Origin of the sequence: Frankia sp. CcI49, assembly GCF_001983215.1 — a bacterium.
In the GTDB taxonomy this organism is placed as follows: domain Bacteria; phylum Actinomycetota; class Actinomycetes; order Frankiales; family Frankiaceae; genus Parafrankia; species Parafrankia irregularis.
Map to the genome: position 1 here is coordinate 74,147 of NZ_MOWP01000029.1, position 24,732 is coordinate 98,878.

The following is a 24,732-nucleotide window of genomic DNA, read 5'->3' on the forward strand; positions in this document are numbered from 1 at the left end:
GGATCTGCTGCGGCCCTGCTGGCGGGCGCTGTCGGATCCGCCCCGGCATTTCTGGTGGGCGCGACAGTCCGGGCGCGACGGCTGGGTGCGGGGGCCCCGGTGGCATGCAGTGGGGCAATCGGCTACATCCGGTCGGCGATGCTGCCGCGGGCGGGTAGGGTCCGAGCCTGTGAGCGTAGTTTCCGGCGATGTCGACGGTGTCGGGGGTGCGGTCGGCATCGACGCGACGAGTGGATCCCTGCCGATCCGGCTGCTGCACGACCGTGTGTTGGTGCGGCCCCGGGAGGATTCCGCGGACCGGCGTTCGAAGGCGGGCATCGTCATCCCCGCGACCGCGCAGATGGGCAAGCGGCTGGCGTGGGCCGACGTGGTCGCGATCGGCACGGTCGTGCGCACGATCCAGGTCGGTGACCGGGTGCTGTACGACCCCGAGGATCGGGCCGAGGTGGAGCTGCACTCCACGACCTACATCCTGATGCGGGAACGGGACGTCCACGCGGTCGCCGCGGAACGCCTCGACGACGGATTGACCGGCCTCTACCTCTGACCCGGGGGGCTCCGGCCGGCGCGACCTTCGTCGGGCCGCTGTCCCCGGTCGCTGTCGCCGGCCGTCCGTCACCGTGATCGCCCAGTTCGCGGGTGTCGGCGTGCCGACGCGTGCTGACACATCCGAGCCGTCGACACCACCGAAGAGTGGTCCGCGCCACCTCGATGTCCTCCGCCGCGGCGGTCCGATCGACGTCCGATCATGGCGTCGAGGTGGGGCATCACGGGCCGTGGCGCAACCCATCCAGATCCGGATGTGGCGGGAGTGACACCGCGCCGAAGCGCCCCTGCTTGGTCTGGCGACTCTTTGGCCCGTATCCTTCGGGCGGCTTTGGAGATCCGCGTTCCGAACTGGTGGCCGTGGGTACCGGCTCCGGGGCATGGGGAATGCGGACATCTGCTTGGCGCCCACTTCTCTGGCCAGAGCCACTGCTTATTGTGATCAGCCGATGCCGTTCAGGTACGGTGCTTGCTCGATCCTGTGGTCCGGATCGATGCCGGTGTCGACAGGCCGCGGTCTGTGAGGACGAGGAAAGGTAAGGAGAGGCATGGCTCGTGACTTCGACGCTCGGCGGAGCGCGGATGTCGAGGAGGATGAGCTCCAGGAACAGAGCCTGGAGACGTTGAAGGCCCAGCGCGCCGGCGCGGCCGCCGACCTCGGCGACGACATGGACGCGCTGGAGGCTGAGCTGGATCTTCCGGACGCCGACGTCCGGGACGAGGAGCTCTCGCTGCGCGTGCTCCCACGGCAGGCTGACGAGTTCACCTGCACCAGCTGCTTTCTCGTGCAGCACCGCAGCCAGCTTGCCGACCCGCGACGGACGGTCTGCGCCGACTGCGCCGCCTGACACCGATCGCGGGTCCGCGACGCTGAGCGGACGGTTCCGGAGAAGAGCGCACCTRCCAGGCGCTTCTGGAACCGTCCGCGTCCGTCCGGATATCGCACGCCCCTGTGACCGCCTGGGCCCGCCGTCTCGCGGGCGACACCGCCTCACTGGTTGCTGAATGCGGAGGGTGGCTGTACCACTACCCTTGGCATGGTGAGCGGGGGTGATCACATGGTCGAGGCGTGGGAGGCGGAGGTCTGTCCGGGTGGTCCGGTGGCTGCCGGTCCCGGACGGGCCGCCATTGATGTGGACAGTGTGGACAGTGCCGCCGTCGATGCGGACGCGGCGGCGCCGAGGCCGCCGCTGACGCCTGCGGGCGGGGGACTGCCCGCGCTCGGCGCCCGCGTGTTCCCACCCCGGCCGGCTGTTCCGCTCGTGTCCAGGCCCAGGCTGCTGAAACGCCTTGACCTGGCGGTCGACGGCCCACTGACGGCCGTGTGCGCTCCCGCCGGCACCGGCAAGACGGTGCTGCTGGCGGACTGGGCCCGGTCGGGCCGCTCACCGCACCCCGTCGTGTGGCTGCGCGTCGACCCTGTCATCGGACGTCGTCGCTCCTCCATGCCCGCCGGCCGGGCACCGGTGCCGCCCGTGTCGCCCGCGTCACCCGTGTCGCTGTGGTCGCAGATCCTGCGCGGACTGCGCCGTGACGCGGCGTTGCCGTGCCCGGAGCGGCTCGAACGCCTGGAAGCCGAATCCGCCGGGACGAACCCCGAGTGGTTCCAGCGGGAGCTGGTCAACCAGCTCGCCCAGCTCCCGGTGCCGGCCGTGCTGATCCTCGACGACGCCCATCTGGTTCACGAACCGGCGGACATCGCCGGGCTCGAACTCCTGGTAGGCGAGGGCGCGGGGCACCTGCGCCTGGTTCTCGCCGGGCGACAGCCGGTCCTGCGTGTCCACCGCCTGCGGGCCGAGGGCACCGTCACCGAGATCGGCGCGGCGGACCTCGCCTTCACCAGGGACGAGACGGCGGCGTTGCTCGCCGCCCACGGCCTGCGGGTCAGCGAGCCCGCCATCGCGGCCCTGTGGAAGCGGACCGAAGGCTGGGCGGTGGGCCTGCGGCTCGCCGCGGCCCGCGCTGCCGACGCTGCTGATGCTGTGGCCGGTGAGGCTGATGCTGTTGCCGGCGAGGCCGAGGCCGCGGCCGGTTCCGCCGATACCGCGGCTGGTGTCGGCGGCGCTGTGGCTGGTGCCGGCGCGGTCGGCGCGGTCGGCGCGGTCGGCGTGACCGGCGCGGAAGACCCCGGCCAGGGCACGTTGCCATCCGGCAGGCCGCTGCTGCCGCCGGAGCTTGATCCGGCCCGCGGGCCGCGGGCCGCCATCGCCGACTACCTGCAGGCCGAGGTCCTGGCGGACTACGCGGAGCCAGTGCGTCGGTTCCTGCTCCGGACCAGCGTGTTGGAACGGCTCACCGGCCCGCTCGCCGCGGCCGTCGCCGCCATCGACGCCCGGAGCGCTCCGGCGGGTGTGCCGGAGTACCGGGAGGCGGGCGCGCCGGCACCCGGCGGTACCGCCGTCGCGGCGGCCGCCCCGACGCCGGGGCCGGCGTCGACGTGGCGGGGTGCGGTCCACCTGCTGCGCGAGTTCGCCCGTACCGGCGGATTCCTCGTACCGCTGGAGCCTGCCGCGCCGTCGCCGGTCGCCGCGGCGGAGGCGAGGTCATCCGCCGGCCTGGCCTGGGACTGGTACCGCTACAACCGGATGTTCGCGCTGATGCTGCACGGGTTGCTGCTGCGCGACCCGGACGAGGATCCGCGTGAGCTCAACCTGCGTGCGGCCCTGTGGTTCGCGGCCAACGACAGCACCTCCGACGCGGCCCGCCATGCGCTGCGCGCCGGTGACTGGTGGTACCTGGCCTGTCTGCTCGTCGACGGTTCGGCGCTGGTGGACATCCTGTTCGGGGGCGAGCCCGACCTGAGCGAGCTGGTGGCCGAGGTGCCGGCGAGGGCGTCCGGGCTGTCGCCCGAATGCGACCTGGTGCTGGCGGTCGCCCACCTGCGCTCGGGTCGGCTGGAGGCGGGTGCCGCGAGCCTGTCGTCAGCCCGCGCGGGGCTGCCGGTGAGCCCGGCGCGCCACGACGTGTCTCGCCGTAGGACGCTGGTCGAACGCATCGACGTCGTGGAGCTGTATCGGGCCGAGCTGGCCGGAGAGCCCACGGAAATGATCGTGGCCGCCCGGAGGTTGCTGCGTGCCGGCGCGTCCGGGGCTGGGGGCGGGTCGCAGACTCAGCTGACCGCGGCAGCTGCGGCAGCTGTGTCAGCTGCGCCGGCCGGCTCGGTGCCGGGAACAGTGGGCGGTCCAGGCGGTCCAGGCGGTCCAGGCGGTCCGGGTGGTCCGGGCGGTCCAGGCGGTCCGGGTGGTCCGCGGGCCGACGTGAACGGCCCGCGGGCCGAGCCGCGCAGGAGCCAGCCCCGGCCGGCCCGGCGGATGGACGAGGGTGTTCGGGCGGTTGCTCTGTGCGCCCGCGGTCGGGGTGAGCTGTGGCTCGGCCGGCTCTCGGTGGCCGCCAGTGTGCTGCACGATGGCGCCGCGACCGCCCGCCGGGCGGGACTTGCCGGGGTGGAGACGTCCTGCCTGGGGGCGTTGGCGCTGCAGTATGCGCTGCGCGGCCGGCTGCGGCAGGCCGAGAGCCAGCTACGTCTGGTGATCACTCGGGTGGAAGGCGCCGCCGCGGGCCGGGACACGCCCGCCGCCACGCCCGCCTCGGCGCAGCAGACCGTTCCCGGTCTGCCCGAGGCCCACCTCGCCGCCGCGATGGTGCATCTGCAGCGCGTCGACCTGGTCGAGGCCGAGCGCAGCCTCGCCGCGGCACGCAGGGCGATCACGCCTGCGAGCCCCGGGTTCCTCGTCGAGATCGCGACAGTGTGCGAAACCCGGCTGCGACTCCTGCACGGATCAGCCGACGAGGTGCGTGCGGCGCGGCGCATGCTCGCCGCTGCCGGCTCCGGCCCCACCCCGCCGCTGGGCGCGGCCGCGCGCCGGGCGGCGGAGGCGGACCTGCTCGTCGCGACCGGCGCCCCGGAGGCGGCCCGTCGTTCACTGCTGCGTGCCGGTGACCGCACGGCGACGGACCCGCAGGTCCTGCTCTCCCTCGCGCGTTCGGCCCTGGCCTGTGCTGACGTGCCGTCGGCGGAGGAGGTGCTCGCGCCCCTGCTGCGGGCCGACGACGGCGGCGCGGGCCTGGTGGCGGCCTGCGTGCTCGGGGCAGTCGCGGCCGCCCGCCGTGACGACCACGCCAGAGCCGGTGGGCTGCTCGCGCGGGCCATGGCGCTCGCCGTGGACGAGGGGATGGTCGCGCCGTTCGTGGAGGCCGGGGACGAGCTGTTGGGCCTGATGGCCGCTCATCCCGAGCTGGCGGACAGCCACCCCGAGTTCGTCGCGGCTCTCGACCGCAGCGCGGCGTCGAGGGGGACGCCGTCCGCTCGGCTTCCGGGCCTGCGAGCCGCCGAGCGGCGGCGCGCGCTGCGGTTGCCGGTGCCCGGGCTGCCCGCCTCGCGCATGCCAGCCGCGCGACACGCGCAGGCACGCGAGGCGGCGGGTGGTGGCACGGTGGGGCCGTCGGAACTGGAACCACCGCGCTCCGCGGCCGCCGGCTCCGTGCCGGAAGGGCCCGCAGGGGCCTCAGGGGTCGAAGGGGTCGAAGGGGCCGCGAACGGTGCGGGGCCGGGCTGGCCACGTCAGGGAACCCGAGGCGTCACGGGCCGGAGCGGCCAGGCCGGCCGGGGCACTGCGATCGGCGGTGACGGCGAGGCGGGACGGGGCGGCGAGGCAGGGTTTGGCGGCGAGACCGGCCAGTGGGGCCCGGCTGGCGTCGCGGGCCCCGTCGAGGTGGTGGTGCCCGCGCCGACCAGGCCGCTCGCGGACCCGGCCTCCCGGGGAGCCTCGGCGTACTGGGACGACGATCGTGTGTCGTCGTCGGCGGCGACAGCTGCCGCTGGCGGCCTGCGGAACCCGGCCGCCTTCCAGGGAGCCGCGGGGGTGCCCAACCGCGTCGGGTCGGTCCACGTCGGTCCCGACACCGCGGGCACCGATACCGGAGCTGGCGGGCCCGGCAGGGACCCTCGGCGGGCGGCGCGCGTTGGTTCCGCGGGTTCCGCTGATCTGCTCAGCGAGCGTGAGCTGGCGGTGCTGAGCTACCTGCCGACGATGCTCACCACCGCGGAGATCGCGGCGGAGATGTTCGTTTCGGTGAACACCGTCAAGACGCACCTCAAGAGCATCTACCGCAAGCTGGACGTCGCCCGGCGCAGGGACGCCGTCCACCGTGCCCGCGCCCTGCATCTGCTCTGACCGCCCGGCCTGCTCTGACCGCCCGGCCTGCTCCGACCATCCGGCGCGGTGTGACCGCCGGCCGGTGCGGTCAACGCTGGTGCGACCACGTGTCGGAGGTGCCACCACCTTCGGGCCAGTCGTCGGCGCCGTCCCCTGGGCAGGCGCCGGCGGCGTAGCCGGGGTGGCCGGTGTCCTCCCAGGGCCGGGGGATCCCCGGACGGGGGGTGTGCCAGGAGGACGTGCCATCGTCGGCGAGACGAAATCCGGGGCCACCGGGATCGGCGCTCCGCGCGGATTCCGCGGCGGGCCAGTTCCACTCGGCGGTGCCATCTTCCGGGGGAATCAGCGTGCCCAGGGGCAGCGTCCGCGCGACCGGGGCCGGCCTTCGACGGCGAGCCGTGCGCAGGTCCCGGATGAAGCAGACGAACAGGGTGGCGGCGCCGGTGGCCATGATGATCGATCCGAGCGCATGCAGGTCGACGCCGTTCAACCGGTAGGACAACGCGAAGCGCAGGATCGCCCCGGCGGCGAGCAGGAAGATCGAGAATCCGGTCGTCACATGCCTCACCTCGCAGCGGCGTGCTCACGGCACACGCCTGGCTGGTGACTTGATGTGAGCAGTTAGATGCTACCGGTAAGAAAACTACCCTCCGTGTCGACCGTTTACACGCCCGTGGTCGAAGGTGGAGGTGGTGGTCGGTCCGGGCCAATTCGAGGGCCGTTGCTGGCACCTTTGGGTGGCGGAGTCCTGCCGTTGTCGTTACGCGCCGTGTCGGCGCGGTCACAATTGACGATGGCTGGCGGGTAAACGGCGCATGAGCTGAGATTCAATAGTCAGATAAGCCAGTCAGGCTTATCAGGCGCCAGAAAGTAGGTGTCGCAGGCTGGCATCTGGGTAGTCGCGGCCCTAGGCTTGCCGAACATGTCCAGCTTGGCCGGAAATACGCCGGCTGATTCGCGACTACCGGCCAGTGACCTGGTGTCGGTCTGCCCCCGGAGGCATGTGTGACTGACCGAATGCTCAGCAATCCCGATGGTAGCCCCAGCGCTCGTCCGGCCACTGGCCGGCTCGCCGTGACGATGGACACATCAGCGGGGGTTGCCCGGCCGTCCGGCGTTCCCGCGCCGCACCGGGCACCCGCCACGCGGCACGCGCCGATCACCGCGACGTCTGCGGTGGGCCACCCCGCGGCGCGGACTCGTCCCGGCGCGGTCGCGGCGGGGCTTCCCGCCCGGGCGCCGGCGGTCCCCGCCCGCGGCCCCCAGGTGCCGCGTGACCTGGCCCTGGGCGCGGCGGAGCTGCGCGGCGTGCTGCGTGTCGTCGAGGACTGCGAGCGCGCCGCCTCGCTCCCGGCGTTCCGTGAGGCCGCCCTGGACGGCATGGCCCGTCACCTCGGCTACCGCCACTCCGCCTTCTTCCTGGGCTCCTCCCCGCAGGCGACCTTCCAGGACGCCCGCCCGACCGGCCGTGGCCTCGCGCTGCGGATGGCAGGGCCGTTCCTGGAGCGCTACCGCAGCCTGGAGGTCTTCAACGACCCGGAGAGCCTGCGGCTCATGTGGGAGCGCGGGCTCGTCACCCTGGACGAGATCGGCGTGCCCGACCGTCCCGAGGTGCGGCTGCGGCTCGAGCGCTTCCTGCGCGCCCACGGCATCCACGCGAAGCTGCTGATCAGGCTCGCCGGTAACAGTGGCGTCGGCGCCGTGGTCTCGCTGCTCGACCCCCGCCCCGGCGCGTTCGGCCCGCGGGACCGGGCTGTCGGCGCGGTGCTGGCCCGCCACCTGGGCAACCTGCTGCGCTTCTACATCCGCGTGAACCCCGGCCCGGCCGTGACGGCGAAGCTGTCCGCCCGTGAGCGCGATGTCGTGCGCCTGGTCGCGGAGGGCCAGTCGAACCGGCAGGTCGCCGAGGCGCTCTGCATCAGCATCGACACCGTGAAGCACCACCTGACGCATGCGCTGGTGGCGACGGGCTGCTCGAACCGCACCCAGCTCGCCCTCGCCTGGCAGCGTGAGATGGGCTCGATGYCGGCTCCGGGGCTGCCCCGGTTGTAGTCAGGGCCCTGGTCCGGTTCGCTCCGGTACCGCACCTGCGTCGGCGCTGCTCGCATGGCCGGCATCGCCTGCCCGGCCGTGCCCCGGCCGGCACGGGTTCCTGCCTGCAGCCAGCCAGCGCTGTCTGTCCGTCGGAGTCGCCCCGCCGTCCCGACCGGCAGCCGTCCCATCTGTCCTGGCCCACCGGGACATGTTCCGCCAGTACGTGTTCCAGCAGTACGTGTTCCAGCTGCACCCGTCCGCATCCAGCACCGTCCGCATCCAGCACCGTCTGCTTCGGACGTCAGCCAGACAGACGCCTGACCCGCGCCCCGGCACAGCACGGCCCGGACGACACCGTCCGGTCGCGCCCCGGATAGCTCCGCCTCGGACAGCTCCACCTCGGACAGCTCCGCACCGGCCGGTTCCGCCCGCCTGACCGGAACCGCGATACGGACCAGCCCACGGTCCGGCTTCGCCCGGTCGGCCGCGGCCGACCGTCCAGATACCTGCGTGCACGCACTCGCCGCGCCGGGCCCGTACCGCATCCGGGCCCGGCGCGGCGGCCTGCGCGGCCAGCGCCGGGGCCGTCCCGGCGCACCGGATGCGGCGCCCGGTCGGCCGCCGCCGTCGGCCAGGGAACCGGGTAGATTGGTCGTCCGTTGGGTATAGCTGTCGTCCCCCCGCGTCTGGGGTCCATCGGGCCACTCGGCATGGTCAGGTCCCAGGCGTACTTGTCCCACCGTTGGCGGGTAGCTACCGTCGCCGGCAGGGTGCGGCCGACAGCATGGTCGATTGCGACTTGAAGCGGTCTCGTGGCGGGTTGTGACCCCCTGGCCACGGTTGCCGGAGCCGGGCTGTCTGTCCGCTGTTCCGGCGGGAGATGACCGCCTCTCCCTGCTGGGTGACACCGTGGTCGCCGCTGCCCCCTGCAGCCGGGCCCGCATGCCAGGGAGCGCGGAACTCGCATCGGCCTGGGTTCTCGCTTCGTGGTGCCGCCGCCCTGACGAGTGCTCACCGCCCCGACGAGTCCCGCGGTGCCCGCCGTCAATGCCCTTGCCACGGCATCCACCGCAGCCGCCCCTGATCCGCGGGTGAGAGCTGTCCCGATCTGTCCGCCGGGCATCTCGTGAACGACGGTGTAGTTACTTCGGGTGGTCCAAACGGTGCGGTGACTAGTGTTTCGCACGCTCACGGAGAGCACGGAGCATCGCTGCTCGCGACCCGGATCCTGGTTTCGACCGCGGTGCCGCAGTGCATTGAACAGGGCATTTGTCGATCCAGTGCTGAGGTTGCCGGGTGCGTCGACGGAAAACTGCCGTGCCTGTGCTTGCGGCTGTGCCCGAAGAGTGACTAGGTTGAACGGGCCATAGCGCGGCAGGTTCGGAGGGCAGAAGAGACGAGTCCGCTGTCAGCGCGCCCGTCCGTTCATGGCGGACGTCGGGCCGCTGTTCCGGCACGGACCGGAGGAACACCTGGATGAATGCCATGTCGTGGGGAAACCGTGCGGTCTGCTGTCACACGTGCGTTGCCCGACCGAAGAAAGCCAGTGCGGTTTCTCCTGCCGGGTTCGATCGCGGATCTGGCGCGCCGTACCAGAGCCAGGTTTCAACCCGTGTTAGCACCGGAAATCAGTCGCGAGTCCGTTGTAAATGGATCTGCTGTCGACACCTGGACTATGTCGCCGCGGTGAACAACGTGCCTTCGCACGATGCGTCCGTGACCGCCGTCACCGCGCCCGCGGGGGAGTGGCGGCGCGCCCGGACCGGCGGCGAACCACCGATGGCCTACACCGGACAGGCAGGTGACCGGCCGGATCACGGGATCGTTTCGTGGCGGCACCTAGGTGCGGGGAAGCAGGACGTGCGGGCTAGTATTTCGCGCACGTTCGTTGCCAGGGGCCAACTGATTGGGTTGGGGCGTCGCCGCGACCCAATCGTCGCTGACGGTATTGCGTCCGTCTCGGTTGTCGCCGTTCTACCCCACCTGGAGCCGCATCTGTTCGATACGCCGATCGCCCCGCCGGCACCAAGCCTGAAGCAGCGCGAGGCGTGCGGATCCGTGGCAGCCCGGCCATGACGACATCATCCACGGCTCTCCGCCGCCGGCCGGTTGTAGCCACCCGAATCCGGCGTCAGCATGCCGACCGCTTTCGCCCCCCGCTGACAGCAGCCGAACCCGGTAGTCGCCGCGTGCGGCGGTCCCAGGCCAGGAGGAGTCACCGATGAGCAGCGCAGCGAGTGCGCACGCCCGACCCGCGCAGGCGCGGCGCGGCGACCGAGATCTGGTCGTCGTCATCAGCCCGTTCGGTGAACCCGCGCCGCACCTGATCGCCGCGGTCGGGCACTGCGGGGCGCTGGGAGTTCTCGATCTCGGCCTTGACGCCGGCCGCGGTCGTGAGGCGCTGGCCGCGACGGCGGCGTGGTCCTCGGCGCCGTTCGGCGTGYGGGTCGCACAGGGATGCCCGTTGGTCGTCGGCGACCTCGCCGGTGACCTGGCCGCCGTGGTCGACACGGTGCTGCTCGGTGTGGACGCGCCCTGGAGTGTCGCCGAGGCCGCCCGAGGTGGGCGGCGGGTGCTGGTCGAGGTTCTCTCCGTCCAGGACGCACTGCGTGCGCTCGCCGACGGTGCTGATGGCCTGGTCGCCCGTGGTAACGAGGCCGGGGGGCGGGTCGGTGACCTCACGACGTTCACTCTGCTACAGCATCTGAACGCCGCGAACGCGACGCGGCGGGACGGGACTGTTGCCCCTGTGTGGGCCGCCGGTGGAATCGGTCCGGCGACCGCGGCCGCTGCGGTCGCCGGCGGTGCGGCCGGGGTCGTCCTCGACTCGCAGCTCGCGCTCGTGCGTGAGGTCGAGCTTCCGGCCGAGGTGGCGAAGGCTGTCCGCGCGATGGACGGCAGCGAGACGGCCCTGATCGACGGACATCGGGTGTACATCCGGCCCGACCTGCCCGTCGCCGCGCTGGTGGGCTGGGCCGGGAGCAGCCAGGACGGCTCGTCGGCAGACGAGCCAGCACTGGACTTCCGCGACACCGGCGGCGAACGGGCCTCGGACGGCGCGCTCACCGCCGGCCGGTCGGCAGCGGCCGGATCCGTCGCGTCGCGGCTCGGCGGGCGTGATCTGCGGACCCAGCTGCTGCCGATCGGCCAGGACGGCGCCTTCGCCGCCGAACTGGCCGATCGGCACGTGTCGGCGAGTGCTGTGGTCGGCGCGGTGCGGGCCTCGATCCGCTCCTCGCTGGCTGCCGCGGCCCGCCACCGCCCGCTGGCGTCGGGATCGGCCTTCGCCGCGGCCCGGGGCCTTCGCCACCCGGTCGCACAGGGGCCGATGACCCGGGTCAGCGACCGCGCGCAGTTCGCGCACTCCGTCGCGAGCGCCGGTGGGCTGCCGTTCCTGGCGCTTGCGCTGATGAGCGGGCCGGAGGCCCGCGCGCTGCTGACCGAGACGGCCGACCTGCTGGGTGACCTGCCGTGGGGCGTGGGCATCCTCGGGTTCGCCCCGCCCGAGGTCCGGGCCGCGCAGCTCGACGCGGTGCACGCGGTTCGCCCACCGTGTGCGCTGATCGCGGGTGGACGTCCGGCCCAGTCGGCGCCACTGGAGGCGGYGGGTATTGACACCTTCCTGCATGTTCCGTCGCCTGGCCTGCTGGAGCGGTTCCTGGCGGACGGCGCGCGCAAGTTCGTCTTCGAAGGGCGCGAATGTGGCGGCCATGTCGGGCCGCGGGCGAGCTTCCCGCTCTGGGAGGCGCAGATCAGCGGCCTGCTGGCGTTCGCCCGGCGTGCGCAGGACGGGCCGGAGAGCCTCGGGGACGTCCACATCCTGTTCGCCGGTGGCATCCACGACGCCACTTCGGCGGCGATGGTCGCCGCGGCGGCCGCGCCGCTGGTCGAGCGCGGTGCCCAGATCGGTGTCCTGATGGGGACCGCGTATCTGTTCACCGAGGAGGCCGTCGAGGACGGCGCGATCATGCCCGGCTTCCAGGAGGCGGCGATCGCCGCGTCCCGCACGGTCCTGCTGGAGACCTCACCGGGCCACGCCACGCGCTGTGTGGAGTCCGGTTACGTGCGTGAGTTCCTGCGCCGCCGTGACGAGCTGACCGCCGCCGGGGTGCCACGCAAGCAGATGTGGGCCGAGCTGGAGCAGCTCAACCTCGGCCGGCTGCGCATCGCGAGCCGCGGTGTCCGGCGCGAGGGCGGCGAGCTGGTCGCGGTCGGCGCGAGCGAACAGGCCGCCGAGGGCATGTTCATGATCGGTCAGGTCTCGGCGCTGCGGTCGGCCCGGACGACGATCGGCCGGCTGCACGCCGAGGTGACCGACGAGGCCATGGCCCGGCTTTCGGCTCGGGCCGGCGAGCTCGCGGTCCCCGTCGTCCCGACCCCGGCACAGCCCGCCGACGCCGAGACCGGCGGTACCGGCGCAAACGTTGCCGGTGCCGCCGCCGCTGAGGCCGCTGACGCTGCCGATGCCGGCGGACAGGCGGCGCGTGCCGCGCGTTCCGTCGCTTCCGTGCGCGAGTCCGCGCGCCCCATCGATATCGCGATCGTCGGCATGTCCGCGGTGTTCCCGAGTGCCGCCGACGAAAAGGACTACTGGGCCAATGTGGTCGACGGGGTCGACGCGATAACCGAGGTGCCGGCCGAGCGCTGGGACGTCGACCTCTACTACGACCCCGACTCCGTGGTGAAGGATGCCGGGCGGCGGACCCCGTCCAAATGGGGTGGCTTTCTGCCGCGGATTCCCTTCGACGCCCTGGCGTACGGGATTCCGCCGCGGTCACTGCGCAGCATCGACCCGGGCCAGCTGCTCGCACTGGAGGTCGCATCCCGGGCGCTGCGCGATGCCGGCTATGACGATCGGCCCTTCGACCGGCGCCGGGCGTCGGTGGTGTTCGGCGCGGAGTCCGGCTCGGATCTCTCCACCGCCTATGGGTTCCGGTCCGCGCACCGGGCCTGGGTCGGGGAGCTGCCGGCCGAGCTCGAGGAGATTCTTCCCGAGCTCGACGAGGATTCCTTTCCCGGCCTGCTGGCAAATGTCATCGCCGGCCGGGTGGCGAACCGGCTCGATCTCGGCGGTCTCAACTTCACCGTGGACGCCGCCTGCGCCTCCTCCCTGGCCGCCCTGGACGCGGCCTGCAAGGAGCTCACGGCCGGTTCGTCCGACCTGGTGCTGTGCGGCGGTGTCGACACACATTCGGCCGTGCACGACTTCCTGCTCTTCGCGTCGGTGCACGCGCTGTCCCCGGGCGGGCGGTGCCGGAGCTTCGCCGCCGGCGCCGACGGCACAAGCCTTGGTGAGGGCGTCGCCGTGGTGGTGCTCAAGCGGCTCGCGGACGCCCAGCGCGACGGCGACCGGATCCGTGCCGTCATCCGGTCGGTCGCCGGTTCCTCCGACGGGCGTGCGCTCGGCCTGACCGCTCCGCGCAAGGCCGGGCAGGTGCTCGCGCTGGAACGGGCCTACTCGTGGGCGGGCATCTCGCCGTCCGAGGTCGGGGTGCTGGAGGCGCACGCGACCGGGACCGTCGTCGGCGACCGGACGGAGCTCGCGACGCTCACCGAGGTCTTCACCGAGCACGGCGCCGAGACGGGCCAGTGCGCGGTCGGCTCGGTGAAGTCCCAGATCGGCCACACGAAGTGCGCGGCGGGCCTCGCGGGGCTGGTCAAGGTCGCGCGCGCGGTGGAGACCGGCGTCCGCCCGCCGACCTTGCACGTGGACGAGCCGAACCCCTACTGGGACCGCGACAGCAGCCCGTTCTACTTCGATGACGAGGCCCGCCCATGGGTCGCCCCACCGGCGCGGCGGCATGCCGGCCTGTCCGCCTTCGGGTTCGGCGGGACGAACTTCCATGTCGTCGTGTCGGCCTACGACAAGGCACCGGAGCCCGCGCACGGCCTTGACCGCTGGTCGGCCGAACTGTTCCTGGTGCGTGCCCGCGACCGGGCCGGCGCACTGCGGCGCCTGGACACCCTCGCGGCCCAGGTGCGGGCCAACGAGGACGCCGGCCGTCCCTTCCGGCTGCGCGACTTCGCCCGCACCGTGTGCGAGGAGGCCGGGGGAGCGGTTCAGATCGCCTTCGTCGTCGACGACCTCGATGATCTGCCGGCGGCGATCGAACGGGCTCGTGACCCGCGCTCCGCGCCCCGCTCCGGCCTGTTCGTCCGTGACGGTGATGATCACGCGACTGTGCTCGGTGGCGGTGCCGCCGGTGGCGGTGGCGGTGCGGGCGGTGCGGGGAGCCTGGCGTTCCTGTTCCCCGGGCAGGGCAGTCAGCGGCCGGGCATGCTTGCGGACCTCTTTGTGGCCTTCCCGCGGCTGCGGTCCCTGCTGGAGCTAGCCCCGGACGTGGCCGCGACGATGTTCCCACCGGCCGCCTTCTCCGACGCCGAACGAGCGGCGCAGTCCGCGGCCCTGACCGACACGCGGTCCGCCCAGCCGGCCCTCGGGCTCGCCGACCTCGCCATCTACGATCTTCTCGGTGGCCTGCGGATCCGTCCCGATCATGTTGCCGGCCACTCGTACGGAGAGCTGGCGGCGCTGTGCGCTGCCGGGGTGTTCGACCGGCGCGATCTCGTCCGGCTCAGCCGGGCCCGGGCGGAGGCGATTCTCGCGGCAGCCGGGGACGATCCCGGAACCATGGCCGCGGTCTCCGCGACAGCGGAGCAGATCCGCGCGGTGCTCGGCGCGCCCGCGGCCGACGGAACCGTCGCGGGCGTCGCGCTCGCGAACCAGAACGCTCCGCGCCAGACCGTGATCTCGGGTCCGACCGCGGCGATCGACGCCGCGGTGGAACTGTTGAAGAACGCCGGTCTGTCGTCGCGGCGAATCCCGGTCGCGTGCGCCTTCCACAGCCCGGTGGTGGCCGCTGCCGCGGACGGGCTGGCCACCGAGCTCGCCGGTACCGAAGTCGGCGCTGGCGTGATCCCGGTGTGGTCCAACATGACCGCCGGGCCCTACCCGCAGGCCCCGGCGGAGATCCGCGCGGCGCTGGCCGGCCAGCTCGCCGCCCCGGTGCGCTTCGTGGAGCAGATCGAGGCCATGTACGCGGCCGGTGTGCGTGTCTTCGTCGAGGTCGGCCCGGGCCGGGTGCTCTCCCAGCTCGCCGGCAAGATCCTCGCCGGGCGGCCGCACCGGGTCGTGGCGACCGACGCCGCCGGCGAGCCCGGCCTGCGACGGCTGCTGCTCGCGGTGGCCGAGCTCGCGGTCGCGGGCGCGGATGTCGACCCGTCCCCGCTGTTCGTCGGCCGGGACACCCGGGTGGTCGCCCCCGGCGCGATGCCGCGGCGCCCCGGCTGGCTGATCGACGGTGCCTACGTGCGGACCAGCGACGGCGGCCATCTGCCGGGCGGCCTGCTGCCCGCCCGGCGGATCAGCGCCACCGCACAGGCACCGGACGGGGAAGCCACGCCGGCCGGGCCGGCGGTGCTCAACGGGGCGGCTGTGCCCAATGGAGCGGCGGCGCTCAACGGCGCGGCAGTGGTGACCGGGGCCGGTGGCGACGTCCCGGCGCCTCGACATGATCCTGAACAGCTGGGTGCGAGGCCCGGTGACACGGTGGGAGGTTCTCCAATGAGCGATCTTCGGACGTTCGACGGGCAGCTGCCCGGCCACCCATCGGGGAGTGCTGGTGCGAACGGGGCGGGTCCCGCGTCCGCCGGTCGCCACCCCGGCCCTGACCCCGCGGCCTACCCGGCGCTGCCGGCGGGTACAGCGGTGCCGGCCGGCCCGGCTCCGGCCGCCAGCCCGGCGCCGCTGCCCGCGGCGGGCCCGGCCGACACGATCATGCTGGAGTTCCTGCGGACCGGTCGCGACCTCGTGGCCGCCCAGCGGGATGTCCTGCTGACCTACCTCGGCGCGGCCCGGCAGGCACCGACACCGGCGACCGCTGCGGTGCCGATGGCTGCGCCTGCGCTCGAGCCTGTGCCGGTGCCGGTGCCGGTGCCGAACGGCGTGACGCAGCTGTCGTCGGGGCCGAACGGGCACCACAACGGAGCGCTGACCACCTACCCGGCTGCCCCGGTGGTGCCTGCTGCGCCCGAGATGCCTGCTGCTCCTGAGGTTGCCGTGCCGGCGGTGCCGCCGCTGGTCGCGGTGCCCGCCGAGGCGACCGTTGCGGCTGCCGCGGTTCCGGCTTCGGTGGACGTCCCGGTGGTGGTGCCGGGGTTGTCGCTGGAGGTGGTGACCGAGTCGGTGGTCGGGGTGATCGCGGAGTTGACGGGTTATCCGGTGGAGATGCTGGAGCCTGATCTGGATCTTGAGGCTGATCTGTCGATTGATTCGATCAAGCGGACGGAGATTCTCGGGGAGCTTGCCGGGCGGGTGGGTCTGCCGGGTGTGGGTGCTGGTGGTGCGGGTTCCGGTTTGTCCGAGGTGGATGAGTCGGTGGTGGAGGAGTTGGCGGCGGTGAAGACGGTTCGGGGTATCGCCTCCTGGATCGTCGAGCGTGCGGCGCCCGCGGGCCCGGCTGCTGTCCCGGCGGTCCCGGTCTCGGCTGCCGCGGTTCCGGCTTCGGTGGACGTCCCGGTGGTGGTGCCGGGGTTGTCGCTGGAGGTGGTGACCGAGTCGGTGGTCGGGGTGATCGCGGAGTTGACGGGTTATCCGGTGGAGATGCTGGAGCCTGATCTGGATCTTGAGGCTGATCTGTCGATTGATTCGATCAAGCGGACGGAGATTCTCGGGGAGCTTGCCGGGCGGGTGGGTCTGCCGGGTGTGGGTGCTGGTGGTGCGGGTTCCGGTTTGTCCGAGGTGGATGAGTCGGTGGTGGAGGAGTTGGCGGCGGTGAAGACGGTTCGGGGTATCGCCTCCTGGATCGTCGAGCGCGGGGCTGCGGGTGGCTCCGAAGGCGGCGGCGCGGGCTCCGGCCCAACGCTTTCCGGCTCCGCGGGCTCCGCGGGCTCCGCCCCGACGGGATCGGGACCAGCGGGCACCGGCCCGGGGAACACCGGCCGAGCGGGAGCTGGCCGGGCGGGTGCTGTGCCCGTCTCGGCCGGCCGCACCGGCGGTTCCGCGGAGTTCGGTGGGTCGCTGGGGCTGCCCGAGCAGGGCGGCGGCGACCGGCCCGGCGGCGGGATCGCGCGGCCGGCTCCCGTCTCCGTGGGTGCCGGCGCCGGGCGGGCGTCCACGGCCGCGCCGGCCTCGGCCCTTGCCCCCGTCTCCCGCAGCGGGCGCGCGGGCGTCGCGGTCCTGGACGGAGCGCCCGTGACGTCGGCCTCGGTGCCGGTGCCGTCACCGGCGGAGCTTGCCGGCCGCACGGCGCAGGCGTCGCTGGCCCCGGAGAGCTGGGGTGTGCTGTCCGCTCCGCGGGGCGCCACTGATCCGACGTTCGCCGCCCGCGTCACCGCACCGGCCGTGCCAGTGACACCGGCCGTGCCGGCCACGCTGACCGCACCAACGGCACGGGCCGCGGGCGTGGCCCTCCCCGTGACGCGGATCCCGCTGCGGCGATTCGTGATCGACCATGTCACGCTGCCGGCTGTCCCCTCCTGGGACGCGCTCGTGGCGGCGGGCCGGGCCTCGTCGCTGGCCGGCACGCGGTTCGTCGTCGTCGAGGGTGACCTCGGCATCGGGCTGGCGTTGTCCTCCCTGCTGGAGCAGGCCGGAGCCCAGGTCCGCATCGTCTCGGCGGACAACGCGGAGGCGGTGGCACAGCTTGAGGCCGAGCCCGGTGCGGACGGCCTGTTCTGGGTCGCGTCGGCGGGTTCGCCGGCCAGCGTGGGCAGTGGCCTTCCGGAGGCGTTCGGAGCCCTGCGGGCGGCTGCGCTTGCCGGGCCGCGGCGCCTGTTCGTGGTGACGGGCCTCGGCGGGGATCTCGGCCGTGGCGGCGACGACGCCGAGCTGGCGCCGGGCGTCGGCCTGGCCGGCCTGGTCCGGACGCTCGCGCATGAGCTGCCGGACACCGAGGTCAGGCTGGTCGATGTCCATCCGAAGGCGGCGCCGCGCCGGATCGCGGAGCGGCTGCTGGCCGAGATGTTCGACCCGGCGGCGCCGGTTGTCGTCGGCTATCGGGAGAACATCCGGATCACGCCGGAGCTGCGAGCGGTGGAGCTGGCGCCCGACGGCCGCGGCACGGCGGGTCCGGCGGGGCTGGACGCCTCCGGAGTGGTGCTGCTCACCGGCGGCGCGCGCGGCATCACCGCCCGCACCGCCCTGGCGCTGGCGCGGGCCACCGGCTGCGCGGTCGAGCTGGTGGGTCGCACGCCGATCCCGGACGGACCCGAGGACCCGGCGACGGTGGCCGCCCTGGACGCCCCGGCGTTGCGCCGGGCGTTGATCGAGACCGGTGTGCGCAGGCCGGCGGAGATCGAGAAGCGGATCGGACGCATCCTGGCGGAGCGGGAGATCCGCGCGACGCTGGCGGCGCTGGGTGAGGCCGCCTCGTCCGTGCGCTATCACGCGGTGGATGTGCGCGACGGCGCGGCAGTCGCGGCGGTCGTCGCCGACGTGTACGCCCGCCACGGCCGCCTCGACGGCGTGGTGCACGGGGCCGGCGTCCTGGAGGATCGACTGCTGAGGAGCAAGGCGCCGGAGTCCTTCGACCGGGTGTTCCGCACGAAGGTCGACGGCGCGGGCGCGCTGCTGGACGCCCTGCGGCCGGATGTGGGCTTCGTGGTGCTCTTCGGCAGCGTCGCCGGGGTGTTCGGCAACCGCGGGCAGGTCGACTACGCCGCTGCCAACGACGCCCTCGACGTGCTCGCCCACCGGGCCTCGGCGCGTCTGACCGGCCGCGTCGTCAGCGTCGACTGGGGCCCGTGGGGAGTCGAGGCCGGCGCCGCGGCCGGTCGCGGCATGGTCTCCGAGGAGCTGGCGCGGGAGTACGCCCGCCGCGGCATCGGCCTGATCGATCCTGACGAGGGGGTCGCCGCGCTGCTCAGGGAACTGCGCGAGCCGGTCCCGGGCGCGCCCGTCCAGGTCGTGCAGATGTGCGGCGAAGCAGCATCCTTCACCTCCCGGCCGTCGTCCGCCGGATCGTCGTCCGCCGGATCGTCGTCCGCGGGGTCGTCGTCCCATGCCTGAGCGTTCGACGCCCAGCCGCCCGCTGCCCGATCGCGGGGGCGGCGGGCACGAGATCGCCGTGGTCGGGATGTCCGCGCTGTTCCCCGGCGCGGGCGACCTGGGCACGTACTGGAACAACATCGTCGGCGGGGTCGACGCGATCCGCGACGTCCCGCCCGGCCGCTGGGACCTCGACGAGTACTACGCGGCGGAACCCGACCGCGGTGGTCCCGGTGATCGCGGTGACCGGCGTCCCGACGGCGGCGGTTTCTACTGCCGCCGCGGCGGGTTCGTGGATGACTTCGCCACGTTCGACCCGGCGCGCTTCGGCATCGTCCCGGTCTCGGTGGACTGGGCGGAGCCCGACCAGCTGCTCGCCCTGCGGCTCGCCGCCGAGGCCATGGACGACGCCGGCGGTGTCGAGGCACTCGGGGACACCGGCCGTGTCGGCGTCGTGGTCGGCCGGGGCGGGTACGTCGGGCCCGGGGTCGCCCGCCTGGAGCAGCGGGTCCGGACGTCCCACCAGCTCGCGACGACGCTGCGCGAGGTGCTGCCGGACGTCCCGGAATCCGCCGTGGACGAGGTGGTCGACGCGTTCCTGGCCCGGCTGGGCCCGCAGCGGCCCGAGGCGTCCATCGGCCTGGTGCCCAACCTGGCGGCGTCGCGCATCGCGAACCGCCTCGACCTGCACGGCCCGGCGTACACGGTCGACGCGGCCTGCGCCTCCTCCCTGATCGCGGTCGACACCGCGATGCGGGAGCTGACGAGCGGCCGGGCCGGCGCGATGATCGTCGGCGGTGTGCACCTCGTGCACGAGGTCTCCTTCTGGAGCCTGTTCACCCTGCTGCGCGCGCTCTCGCCGACGCAGCGGATCCGTCCGTTCGACCGCCGGGCCGACGGCGTCCTGATGGGCGAGGGCGTCGGCATGATCGTCCTCAAGCGGCTCGCCGACGCCCGGGCGAACGGAGACCGGGTCTACGCGGTGCTGCGCGGCGCCGGCTCGTCCAGCGACGGACGCACCGCGAGCCTGATGGCTCCCGCGTCCTCCGGGCAGATCCTGGCGATCGAACGAGCCTGGGCGGACGCCGGCCTCGACCCGGCGCGGCCCGGTGCGGTGGGCCTGATCGAGGCACACGGCACCGCGACCCCGGCCGGGGACGGCGCGGAGCTCGCGACGCTGACGAAGGTCTTCGGCGACGACGCGGCCGGCGCCGGTCCGGTCGGCCTCGGCTCGGTGAAGTCGATGATCGGTCATGCGATGCCCGCGGCCGGTATGGCCGGGCTGATCAAGGCCGTGCTCGCGCTGCATCACCGCACCCTGCCGCCGACCCTGCACTGCGAGGAGCCCCATCCGCTGTTCGAGGGCAGCCGGTTCGCACCGGTGCCCACGGCGGTCCCGTGGGAGCCGGTGGGCGCGACGCCGCGCCGCGCCGGTGTGAACGCCTTCGGCTTCGGAGGTGTGAACGCCCACGTCGTCATCGAGGAGTGCCTGGACGACCACGTGGGCGCGGTCGACCCCGTCGGCGGCGGCGGCGGTCGCGTCGGCGCCGCGGCCGGCGCTGGGGCCGGCGCTGGGGCCCGTGCGGCCGCCGCCGCGGGTGTCGGCGCGGCCTGGACGGGCGCGGCTCTGGTCGCCGACCCGGCCGCCGAGCCGGTGCTGCTGCTCGCGGGCTCGTCGGTGGCGGAGATCGTCGAACAGCTCTCCGTGCCCGACGCCGTGCTGCTCGGCCGGGACGACGCGGCCCAGGCCCCGACCGGCGGGCCGGTCCGGCTGGCGCTGGTGGCGCCGACGCCGCGGCGCCTCGCCCTCGCTCGCACCGTGGCGGCCCGTGGAACCGCGTGGCGGGGCCGCAACGACCTCTGGTTCACCTCCGCGCCACTGCTCGCCGAGGCGGGGACAGCCACAGCCACAGCCACAGCCGCAGCTCCGGCCGCAGCCGCTCCCGGAGCCCCGGCGGCGACCGCGGCACCGGCGCCGCGGCTGGCGTTTCTCTTCTGTGGGCTGGAGGACAAGTTCACCCCGCGGATCGACGACGTCTGTGATCACTTCGGGCTGTCTCGCCCGGCGCTCGGCGACACCACGGATCTCGGGCTGCACGGCGTCGCCAGCGTGCAGGTCGGCCGGGTCCTCGACCAGGCTCTGCGCACCCTCGGCGTGCTTCCCGACCTGGTCGGTGGGCACAGCGTGGGCGAGTGGAACGCCATGATCTCCGCCGGCCTGATCCCCGAGGACTACGCCGACGACTTCATCGGTGCCTTCGACCCGGCGTCGGTGGAGGTGCCCGGGGTCGTGTTCGGCGCACTGGGCTGCGGCGCGGACGTCGCCGCCGAGGTGATCGCGGACCTGCCCGACATCGTCGTCTCCCACGACAACTGCCCGCACCAGTCGATCATCTGTGGGCGGGTCGAAAGTGTGGACACCGCGCTGGCCCGGCTGCGTGCGCGGGGCGTGCTGGGGCAGACGCTGCCCTTCCGCTCCGGCTTCCACTCGCCGTTCCTGCGTCCGCACCTCGCGCGGCTGCGTGATGGGCTGTTTGCCACCCCCCTGCGCACCCCGAATGTGCCGGTATGGTCGGCTACTACTGTGGCTCCGTATCCACCCGAACACGCAGACATCCGGGAGCTCGCTGTCCGGCATCTGCTTGAGCCGGTGCGGTTCAGAGAGCTGGCGCGGAGTCTGCACGGCGCGGGCGTCCGCGTGTTCGTCCAGGTCGGGATGGGCAGCGTCGCCGGTTTCGTGGACGACACCCTGAGCGGCCCGGGCGACGAGCATGCGTCGCTGGTGACGAACACGACCAAGCGGTCCGGTCTGGACCAGCTCCGGCGGGTCGCCGTGGCGCTGTGGGCGGAGGGCGCCGCGCCGCGCCTGGACCTGCTGCCCTGCCGGGCCAGGCCGGCGACGGGCGACCTGCCCGCGACCTCAGCTCCCGCCCGCGCACCCGCATCCGCAGCCGCGTCTGCGGATGCGTCCCCGGCCGCGGCTGCGGCTGCGGCTGACAGGGCGGGCGGCGGTCCCCGTCAGCCGGCGAGGGCGGTGTCCGCGTCGCGGTCCGCCCGCGAGGTGCGCCTGAAGCTCGGAACCCCGCTGGTCCGGCTCGGGCCGGACGCACCGGACCTGTCGGCAGCGATGGTCGCGTCGCGGGTGCGGCCGGCCGCCGCGGCGAGCCGCGTCCAGCCTGCGGGCGCGACGGGTCCGGCGGGCGCGGCGGGTCCGGCGGGCGCGGCGGGTCCGGCGGGCGCGGCGGGTCCGGCGAGCACGGCGCCCGCCGCCGGCCCCCGCCCGGTGACCACCGGGGCTCCCGCCACTGGCGGGCACCCGGTGTTGGCTGAACTGGGCGCCGCGATCGCGGACACCTCCGCAGCGCTGTCCACCGTCACGGACCGCTGGGCGGGCAGCCAGCGACCGACCCCGGCCACCCCGGCACCCGCGACCGGGCTGTCCGCCCCGGCCGCGTCGGCGGCTCCGGTGGCCGCGTCGGCTCCGGTGGCGGTCGGACCCGACGGTCGTCACACCGTGCGGCGCGAGCTCTCGCTGGCGACGATGCCCGAGGTGATCGACCACTGCTTCTACCGGCAGCCGCCGGGCTGGCCCGATCCGTCCGACCTGTTCCCGGTCGTGCCGCTGACGGGCGTGCTCGAGATGATCATCGCGGAGGCCGCCGCGCTGCGTCCGGGCCGGGTCGTGGTCGAGGTGAAGGACGTCCGCGCCACCCGTTGGCTCGCGATCGAACCGCCGGTGCAGGTGACCATCACCTGCACCCCGCTCACGCTGGACGAGATCAGGGTCGACGTGGTCGGCTACACCCGGGCGACCGTGGTCTTCGCCGCGAACCACCCGGCACCGCCCGCGACGACCGACGTCTCCACCGGGTTCGCCCCGTGCGCGGGGGCGGCGGGCGAGGTGGTGATCCCCGGCGAGGCCTCCTCGCCGCATTCCGGCCGAGCCATCTACGACGATCGGCTGCTGTTCCACGGCCCCGGCTACCAGGGCATCGAGTCCGTCGACGGGCTGGCGCCGACCGGCCTGCGGGGCCGGCTGCGGGTGACGCACGCCAGCGGCGCGTTGCTCGACAACGCCGGCCAGTTCTTCGGCTACTGGGGAATGCAGTACCTCCCGTCGGACTGGCTGCTCTTCCCCGCGTCGGTGGCGTCGATCCGCTTCTTCGGCCCGCAGCCGGGCACCGGGGCGGAGCTGACCTACCTGGGGCGGATCCGGGAGGTCACCGACCGCTCCGCGACCGCGGACATGGAGCTGCGCCACACCGACGGCCGTCTGTGGGCACACGTGCGCGGCTGGACCGACCGGCGTTTCACCGAGGACGACGTCCTGTGGTCGATGGCGATGGCGCCGGAGGCCAACACGCAGGGCCAGTCCACCGCGGACGGCTGGCTGGTCGTGACGGAGCACTGGCGGGATCCGGCCTCCCGGGAGCTGTCGCTGCGCCACTACCTCGACGCGGCCGAGCGCGAGCAGCTGGCGCGGCACAACCCGCTCGCGGCGCGCTCCTGGCTGCTGGGACGTATCGCGGTCAAGGACGCGGTGCGCCGGCACTGGTGGGAGCGCGGGGCCGGCGAGGTCTGGCCGATCGAGGTCGGCGTGTCGAACCAGGCGTCGGGCCAGCCAGTGGTGGCCGCGGTACCGGCCCGGCCCGAGCTGCCCACGTTGCACCGACCGGCGGTCAGCGCCGCGCACCGTCCGGAGATCGCGGTCGCGATCGTGGCGGACGGGGCTCCGGAGCGCGGGTCGGGCGTGGACGTCGGCGTAGATGTAGGCGTAGGCCGGAACGCGGCTGCCGGGGCAGGCCTGGGCATCGGGCTGGGCCGGGTGGAACGGCGGGACCGGGCCGCGGAGGCGGTCGTGCTCGCCGAGCCGGAGCTGCGCCTGCTCGACGAGCTGGCCGGGGACGACCCGGACACCCGGGCGGTGTGGTTCGCCCGGTTCGCGGCGGCGAAGGAGGCGGCGGCGAAGGCGACGACGGCGGACGCGGGCGCAGTCGCGGCGGCATCGGACGTGGCGACGTCGGGCGTGACGACGGCGGGCGTGACGACGGCGGGCGCGGCGGTGAAGCCGGACGGGAGCGGACCGGCCGGCGATCCCCGGCGGTTCGTCGTCGGCCGACCGGTTCAGGGCGGCCGGCCGGTGGCCGCCGGGGTGACGCACGGTCCCGGTGGGGTGGTGGTTCGTCCCGTCGGCGAGCCGGGTGAGCGGCCCGGACTTCCGGCGCCGCTGCGGATTCCGGTCCTCGCGGCTGCGTCGGCGCGGATCTCGGGCGGCCGGGGTGACGCTGACGGGCCGCGCTGGGTCGCGCTGCGCACCATGGACACCACCGGGCGGCCGCGGACGGATCTCGAGCCTGCCGACCGGCTGGTTGCTCAGGCCGGGGGCTACCTGGGCAACTATGTCGTGGCGTGGACCTCGCCACAGCTCCAGCGGACCGGACAGATCCCACCGGCCGAACAGCTCGAACGGACCGGACAGGGCGAGCAGGCCGGACAGGCGGCGAGGGCCGGAGCGGAGCGGTTCGCCGACCCGCGACCCCAACAACAGAAGGAGCAGAGACAGCGATGACCACCGACCAGCCGACCGCCACCGCGAGCGCGGACCAGACGGCCAGCGCGGAACGTGTGCTCTCCGAGGTGGCGGCGATCCTGCGGGACGTGATCGGCGAGGAGTACATCGTCGACATGTCGATCGAGATGGACACCTCGTTCAACGAGGACCTGGAGCTCGAGAGCATCGAGTTCGTCACCTTCGCCGACCGGCTGAGGGAGACCTACGGGGAGCACGTCGACTTCGTCGGCTTCCTGTCGGAGATGGACGTCGACCAGGTGATCAACATGAAGGTCGGGGAGGTCGTCGACTTCATCGTCGACAGCGCCCACGACGCCGCACCGTCAGCGGCCCGGTAGGACTCGGCGGCCCGGTACCACTCGGCAGCCCGGTAGCACTCCGCGACCCGGTGGCACCGGGCCGAAATCTCATCTCGTGTGGGTCCCGAGCGGACCGCG

At 73.8% G+C, this 24,732-nt stretch carries 8 protein-coding genes; 7 read left to right on the top strand and 1 reads right to left on the bottom strand.

The genetic code is table 11. The annotated features are described in order from the left end of the window. Window positions 1–169: 169 nt before the first annotated feature. From CcI49_RS26515 to CcI49_RS26525, 3 genes are all read left to right on the top strand, one after another. Entirely contained in the window at window positions 170–547 is a 378-nt protein-coding gene (locus tag CcI49_RS26515) for a co-chaperone GroES (RefSeq protein WP_054564540.1), read from the top strand. A gap of 547 nt (window positions 548–1,094) precedes the next feature. Next, window positions 1,095–1,394, top strand: a complete 300-nt coding sequence (locus tag CcI49_RS26520) for a DUF4193 family protein (protein ID WP_054564539.1) — start codon at window positions 1,095–1,097, stop codon at window positions 1,392–1,394. A gap of 210 nt (window positions 1,395–1,604) precedes the next feature. Then, window positions 1,605–5,720: a LuxR C-terminal-related transcriptional regulator gene (locus CcI49_RS26525; protein ID WP_076830370.1), complete on the top strand. Its 4,116-nt coding sequence runs from the start codon at window positions 1,605–1,607 to the stop codon at window positions 5,718–5,720. A gap of 70 nt (window positions 5,721–5,790) precedes the next feature. On the opposite strand, the gene CcI49_RS26530 is transcribed toward CcI49_RS26525, so the two are convergent. Continuing rightward, a complete protein-coding gene (locus CcI49_RS26530; protein WP_054564538.1) occupies window positions 5,791–6,261 on the bottom strand; it encodes a DUF6458 family protein in 471 nt (156 codons plus the stop codon). A gap of 458 nt (window positions 6,262–6,719) precedes the next feature. On the opposite strand from CcI49_RS26530, the gene CcI49_RS26535 reads away from it, so the two are divergent. From CcI49_RS26535 to CcI49_RS26550, 4 genes are all read left to right on the top strand, one after another. Further along, a complete protein-coding gene (locus CcI49_RS26535; RefSeq protein ID WP_076830376.1) occupies window positions 6,720–7,754 on the top strand; it encodes a LuxR C-terminal-related transcriptional regulator in 1,035 nt (344 codons plus the stop codon). Between the two features lie 2,203 nt (window positions 7,755–9,957). After that, a complete protein-coding gene (locus CcI49_RS26540; protein ID WP_083749724.1) occupies window positions 9,958–18,744 on the top strand; it encodes a type I polyketide synthase in 8,787 nt (2,928 codons plus the stop codon). Next, window positions 18,737–24,292 carry a type I polyketide synthase gene (locus CcI49_RS26545; protein WP_083749725.1) on the top strand — a complete coding sequence of 1,852 codons (5,556 nt, stop codon included), beginning with the start codon at window positions 18,737–18,739 and terminating at the stop codon, window positions 24,290–24,292. The genes CcI49_RS26540 and CcI49_RS26545 overlap by 8 nt, the downstream gene beginning before the upstream one ends. Continuing rightward, window positions 24,289–24,633 (top strand): phosphopantetheine-binding protein, encoded by a 345-nt coding sequence (locus CcI49_RS26550; RefSeq protein WP_076830379.1) that lies wholly within the window; start codon window positions 24,289–24,291, stop codon window positions 24,631–24,633. The genes CcI49_RS26545 and CcI49_RS26550 overlap by 4 nt, the downstream gene beginning before the upstream one ends. Window positions 24,634–24,732 lie beyond the last annotated feature (99 nt).

Coding starts and splice junctions, on each gene's coding strand:
- CcI49_RS26520 (WP_054564539.1), top strand. CDS start 1,095: ATGGCTCGTGACTTCGACGCTCGGCGGAGCGCGGATGTCGAGGAGGAT.
- CcI49_RS26545 (WP_083749725.1), top strand. CDS start 18,737: ATGCCTGAGCGTTCGACGCCCAGCCGCCCGCTGCCCGATCGCGGGGGC.
- CcI49_RS26550 (WP_076830379.1), top strand. CDS start 24,289: ATGACCACCGACCAGCCGACCGCCACCGCGAGCGCGGACCAGACGGCC.
- CcI49_RS26525 (WP_076830370.1), top strand. CDS start 1,605: ATGGTCGAGGCGTGGGAGGCGGAGGTCTGTCCGGGTGGTCCGGTGGCT.